This window comes from Mesorhizobium sp. M2A.F.Ca.ET.037.01.1.1, assembly GCF_003998075.1.
Taxonomy (GTDB): domain Bacteria; phylum Pseudomonadota; class Alphaproteobacteria; order Rhizobiales; family Rhizobiaceae; genus Mesorhizobium.
The window spans coordinates 1-5849 of the sequence record NZ_RZSA01000367.1 but is presented as its reverse complement, the minus strand read 5'-3'; the positions used below and the strand labels follow the sequence as shown (position 1 = coordinate 5849).

Sequence of the window (5849 nt, the reverse complement as noted above, 5' to 3'; positions counted from 1 at the left end):
GCTCAAGCGTGTCCTCGACCACATCGAGACCGCTCTTCACGGGCCGCTTTCGATCGATCGCCTGAGCCGGGTGGCCGGCGCGAGCAGCTCGCATCTGCGCACATGGTTCAAGGCCGCGATGGGTGTCACCTTGCATCGCTACGTGTTGCGGCGCCGAGTGGAAAGGGCGTGCGTCCTGCTGCGGCGCGGCGATCTCGGCACGAGCGAGGTCGCGGCGTTGACCGGCTTTGCGCACCAGTCGCATCTGGCGCATTGGATGCGCCGGGAGATCGGCCAGACGCCGCGCGACTTGCGACGGGCGCAGAAGTGACTTCCGCTCGTCAGTCTTTCAGCGATTTGCCGAGCCGTCCGGCGAGGTCCTGCGTGAACTGCCAGGCGACACGGCCGGAACGGCTGCCACGCGTCGTTGCCCATTCCAGCGCTTCGGCGCGCAATTGCTCGGGATCGATGGCCAGGTCGTGATAGCGGACATAGCCGTCGATCATGTCGAGATATTCGTCCTGCGAGCATTTGTGGAAGCCGAGCCACAGGCCAAAACGATCTGAAAGCGAGACTTTTTCCTCGACCGCTTCGGAAGGATTGATGGCGGTCGAGCGCTCATTGTCGATCATGTCGCGCGGCAACAGATGCCGGCGGTTGGACGTGGCGTAGAAAATGACATTGCCCGGCCGGCCTTCGACGCCGCCTTCCAGCGCCGCCTTCAGCGACTTGTAGGAGGTGTCGTCATGGTCGAAGGAGAGGTCGTCGCAAAACAGGATGAAGCGATAGGGAGCCGCCTTCAGGAGACCCATCAGCTTGGGCAGCGTGTCGATATCCTCGCGATGGATCTCGATCAGCTTCAGCGGCCGGTCGAGCTTGTCAGAGGCGTTGACGGTGGCATGCACGGCCTTCACCAGAGACGACTTGCCCATGCCGCGCGCGCCCCACAACAGCACGTTGTTGGCCGCATAGCCGGACGCGAAGCGCTCGGTGTTGTCGAGCAGGATGTCGCGCACGCGGTCGACGCCGCGGATCAGGCCGATATCGACGCGGTTCACCTTGCGCACCGGCTCCAGGAAACCGGGATCAGCCTGCCAGACGAAGCAGTCCGCCACGCCGAGATCGGTCTGTGGCACCGGCGGCGGGGCGAGACGGGAAACCGCCTCGATCAGGCGATCCAGTTTCTTGTTCAAGGCGTCCAGGCTGTCGGTCATTTTGGGTCTTTTTTGTTGAGGTCCTTCAGCGTGTGGGAGCAGCTTCCATGACATCGCTGCAAGAACCAGGTCCAAGCTTTTGTTGGAGCATGATCTTTCGGGGGCCTCGAAGCCGCTTCCGCTGCGACGCTCTAGCACGCCGCAAACGGCTGGAAAAGCAACGGATTGGGCCCGCAGCGCAGTTGCATTGGCAAGTTTACCGACTATATTCCGGCCAAATTTTCGCGGGGCGGCCGCGGCGGAATTTCACCATCCAGGAGTTTCTTGATGTTCGTTACACCGGCATACGCCCAGGGCGTCGGCGCTTCGCCAGACATGTTCATCTCGATTTTGCCGTTTGTCCTGATTTTCGTGATCATGTATTTTCTGATCATCCGGCCGCAGCGCGCGCAGCTGAAGAAGCGCCAGGAAATGCTTTCGGCGGTGCGCCGCGGCGATACGGTGGTGACCGGCGGCGGCTTCGTCGGCAAGGTGACGAAGGTGATCGACGACAATGAGCTGGAGATCGACCTTGGCGGCGGAACCAAGGTGACGGCGCTGCGTTCGACGATCTCGGACGTGCGCGTCAAGGGCGAGCCGGTGGCGAACCAGAACGCCAAGAAGTAAGCGCAATCCCGGCGGCGATGGCCGCGGGCAGGGCTCCGACGAACGGCAACATATGGTCTATTTTTCGCGCCTGAAGATCGTTTTGATCGGGCTTGCCCTGGTCTCGATGGTCTTTGGCGCGTCGGCTGTTTTTGCATCGGTGCCGGGCGCACATGTTCTGCTTCACCTGGATAGGGAGCAGGTAAGAAGCCGCCGGCTGGAAGCAACGCGGGATCAGATCAGGACGCTGCTTCGCGACGCCGAGCCGAAGATCAACTATAACGGTCTTGTCGTATCGGGCCTGACCGTTCAGCTGCGCATTAGCGATGCCTCGCAGGTCGAGGCCGCCAAGGCGGCGCTCAAGGCGGTGGTCGATCCCATTGCCGGCAAAGAAGGTCCGGTCCAGGAGTTTGCGCTCGACGATAGCGAGCCCGGCCTGTTGAAGTTCACCATGACGGATGCCGGAGCGAAGTATCGGACCTCTGCCGCGCTCACACAGTCGATCGAAGTCATCAAAAACCGGCTGAACGAACTTGGCGTGGCCGATGCCACGGTTCAGTTGACGGATGACGGCATACTGGTTCAGGCGCCGAGCGTCGCGGATTTGCACGGTCTGGCGCAAACCCTTGCGCGGCAGGGTCGACTGCGCTTCCGGTTGGTCGATACTTCGATGCCGGTGGACGACGCGGTCAATGGCCAGCCGCCTGCCGGTTCAACCGTGCTTTACACGCCGGACGATCCGCCAGTTCCCTATCTGATCGAAGACCGGGTGCTTGTCTCGGGCGACAGCGTGCTGGACGCGAAAGCGACCCACGACAGTTCGACAGAAGAGTTTGTCGTCGCATTCCGGCTCGATTCCAAGGGTACGCAACGTTTCAAGTGGGCGACCACGCGCAATATCGGCAAGCCGTTTGCGGTGATTCTGGACGATCAGGTGATTTCAGCGCCCATCATCCGGGAACCCATTGAGAATGGCACCGCACAGATATCGGGGAATTTCAGGGCCGAGAGCGCCAAGGAGTTCGCCGTGTTATTGCGCACCGGCGCGCTGCCGGCGAGATTGACAATCGTCGAGGAAGCGCGATAGGGCCGGCCGTGGTCGGAACGATAACCATAGCTGACACCCTCGCCGATGGCGGAACGCTGCCGCTTGTACGCCTGAACGGATAAGAACGAATGCTTTATTTCTCGCGCCTGAAGATGATCCTGATCTGGCTCGCCGTGGCCATCACAGTGATCCTCGCCGTGCCCAATCTCTTCCCGGCAAGCACGCTGGCGCAATTGCCGAGTTGGGTGCCGAAGCGGCAGATGACGCTCGGCCTCGATCTTCAGGGCGGTTCGCACATCCTGCTCCAGATGGATCAGAACGACCTGATCAAGGATCAACTGGAGACCACGCGCGACGAGATCAGGACGCTGCTGCGCGACGCCAAGATCCAATACACCGGCCTTGGCGGAACCGGCCGGACCGTTCAGGTGCGCATCAACGATCCAAGCCAGGTCGAAGCCGCCAAGACGGCGCTGAAGCCGATAACCAATCCGGTCGCGGCCGGGCTCTTTAGCGGTGGTTCCGTTCAGTCGATGACCCTGGATGATTCCGAGCCTGGGTTGCTGAAGTTCACCGTCACGGATGCTGGCATCAAGTATCGCACATCAACGGCATTGTCGCAGGCGATCGAAGTGGTGGAGCGGCGTGTCAACGCGCTCGGCACCACGGAACCGATCGTGCAGCGGCAGGGTGACGATCGCATTCTGGTTCAGGTGCCCGGACTGCAAAATCCGCAAAGGCTCAAGGACATCATCGGCCAGACCGCCAAGCTGACCTTCCAGATGGTCGATACGTCGGTGCCGGTCCAGGACGCGATGAAAAATCGACCGCCGCCCGGCGACTCCGTCCTTTACTCGCAGGACGATCCTCCCGTTCCTTATCTGGTTGAAAACCGCGTCATCGTGTCGGGCGAAGACCTGTCGAACGCGACGCCGACCTATAACTCGCAGACCAACGAGCCGGTCGTTTCGTTCACCTTCAATTCCCGCGGGGCGACGCGGTTCGGCCAGGCGACCCAGCAGAATGTCGGCAAACCTTTTGCGATCGTGCTAGACAATCAAGTCATCTCGGCGCCGGTCATCCGTGAACCTATCCTTGGCGGCACGGGGCAGATTTCGGGGAACTTTACGGCCGAGAGCGCCAACGACCTCGCCGTCCTGCTGCGCGCCGGCGCCTTGCCGGCGAAATTGACCATCATCGAAGAGCGCACAGTCGGCCCGGGCCTCGGCCAGGACTCGATCCACGCCGGCAAGGTGGCGGGCGTGATCGGCTCGATCCTCGTCGTTGCCTTCATGTTCGTCGCCTATGGCTTCCTCGGCTTTATCGCCAACGTCGCGCTCGCGGTCCACGTGGCGATGATCGTGGGCGCGCTATCGCTGCTCGGCGCTACGCTGACCTTGCCGGGTATCGCCGGTATCGTGCTCACCATCGGCATGGCGGTGGACTCCAACGTCCTGATCTATGAGCGCATCCGCGAGGAGCGACGAAACGGCCGCTCAGTCATTCAGGCGATCGACACCGGCTTCTCCAAGGCCCTGGCGACCATCGTCGATTCCAACGTCACTTCGCTGATCGCGACCGTCGTGCTGTTTTTCCTCGGCACCGGTCCGGTCAAAGGCTTTGCCGTCACCTATGCGATCGGCATCCTGACCACGGTCTTCACCGCCTTCACCTTCACCCGCATGCTGGTGGCGATCTGGCTGCGCCGCGCTCGTCCGAAGGAATTGCCGCGCGCGCCGGTCACCTTCATTCCGCCGGGCACGAAGATCCCGTTCATGGGCATCCGCCGCTGGACCTTTGCGCTTTCAAGCACGTTGTCCATCCTCTCGGTTGTCGGATTCCTGACCCTCGGCATCAACTACGGCATCGACTTCAGGGGCGGTTCGCTGATCGAGGTGCAATCCAAGCAGGGCGACGCGAATCTTGGCGACATCCGCTCGCGATTGTCGGACCTCAACATCGGTGAAATCCAGGTGCAGCAATTCGGCGCGCCAAACGATGTGCTGATCCGCGTCGGAACGCAGGACGCCGGCGAAAATGCCGAACAAACCGTCATCGACAAGGTGCGGGGTGAGCTGCAGGACCAGTATGATTTCCGTCGCGTCGAGGTCGTGGGACCGACGGTTTCCGGCGAGCTCGCCAAGCAAGGCACGATCGCCATGCTGATCGCGCTGGTCGGCATCCTGCTCTATGTCTGGTTCCGGTTCGAATGGCAGTTCGCGGTCGGAGCCATCGTCGCCACGGTGCACGATGTGGTGATGACGATCGGCTTCTTCGTCCTGACTGGGCTGGAGTTCAACCAATCGTCGCTGGCGGCGATCCTGACCATCATAGGCTACTCGCTGAACGACACCATCGTCGTCTATGACCGCGTCCGCGAGGATCTCAGAAAATACAAGAAGATGCCGCTGCCGCAGCTCCTGAACAACGCCATTAACGAGACGCTGTCGAGAACCACGCTCACCTCGGTGACGACGTCGCTGGCGCTGCTGGCGCTGGTGCTGTTCGGCGGCGAAGTCATCCGCTCCTTCACGCTGGCCATGCTGTTCGGCGTGGTGTTCGGCACCTACTCGTCGATCTTCATCGCCGCGCCGCTGCTGATCCTGTTCCGGTTGCGGCCGCAAGCCGCGACCGAAGAGGAGAAGAAGCCGGTGAACGGCAAGGCCCTGACGACCTGACGCCATCAGCGTCGGTATGATTTCAGGTCGGGTCGACCTGAAATCATCGGCTCTAATCAGAGAGACAGCGCATGATGGCGTCCGAAGACTGCTCAACATTTTTCGGCATCATGCTCTAGATCCATGGCCAAAGGCATCATCATCCGCGAGGCGCATTTCCCCGGCAAGGCGGCGATCGAAGCCTATGGCAATGGCGGCTTTCGCTTTGCCGACATGTCGCATCGCGGATCGCTGCTTGTGCTGCCGTCGGGCATCCATGGCTGGGAACCTGCCGATCCGCAGGCGCTGAAGGCCTCGGACTTCGACAGGTTGCTCGCCGAAGCCGACCGCGTGGAGATACTGCTG

General features: G+C 61.5%; 6 protein-coding genes. 5 read left to right on the top strand and 1 reads right to left on the bottom strand.

Features of this window, described 5'->3' with window-relative positions:
* On the top strand, positions 1-310 hold a 310-nt coding region (locus tag EOA27_RS18755; RefSeq protein ID WP_145970406.1), incomplete at its 5' end, for an AraC family transcriptional regulator.
* A 10-nt stretch (positions 311-320) separates the two neighbouring features.
* On the opposite strand, the gene EOA27_RS18750 is transcribed toward EOA27_RS18755, so the two are convergent.
* Positions 321-1193, bottom strand: a complete 873-nt coding sequence (locus EOA27_RS18750) for an ATP-binding protein (protein ID WP_126082296.1) — start codon at positions 1191-1193, stop codon at positions 321-323.
* Positions 1194-1460: 267 nt separating this feature from the next.
* Here EOA27_RS18750 and yajC point away from each other — a divergent pair, with 267 nt between their 5' ends.
* From yajC to EOA27_RS18730, 4 genes are all read left to right on the top strand, one after another.
* Positions 1461-1799, top strand: coding sequence for a preprotein translocase subunit YajC (gene yajC, locus EOA27_RS18745; RefSeq protein WP_041004168.1), 339 nt, complete (start codon positions 1461-1463; stop codon positions 1797-1799).
* A gap of 52 nt (positions 1800-1851) precedes the next feature.
* The gene (locus EOA27_RS18740) at positions 1852-2865 is read left to right on the top strand and encodes a hypothetical protein (protein ID WP_126082297.1); all 1014 of its coding nucleotides are present in this window, start codon (positions 1852-1854) and stop codon (positions 2863-2865) included.
* Positions 2866-2954: 89 nt separating this feature from the next.
* Complete coding sequence (gene secDF / locus EOA27_RS18735) at positions 2955-5504, top strand: protein translocase subunit SecDF (protein WP_126082298.1); 2550 nt, start codon at positions 2955-2957, stop codon at positions 5502-5504.
* Between the two features lie 123 nt (positions 5505-5627).
* Positions 5628-5849, top strand: a 222-nt coding sequence (locus tag EOA27_RS18730) for an MTH938/NDUFAF3 family protein (protein ID WP_348639864.1), incomplete at its 3' end; no start/stop codon positions are given.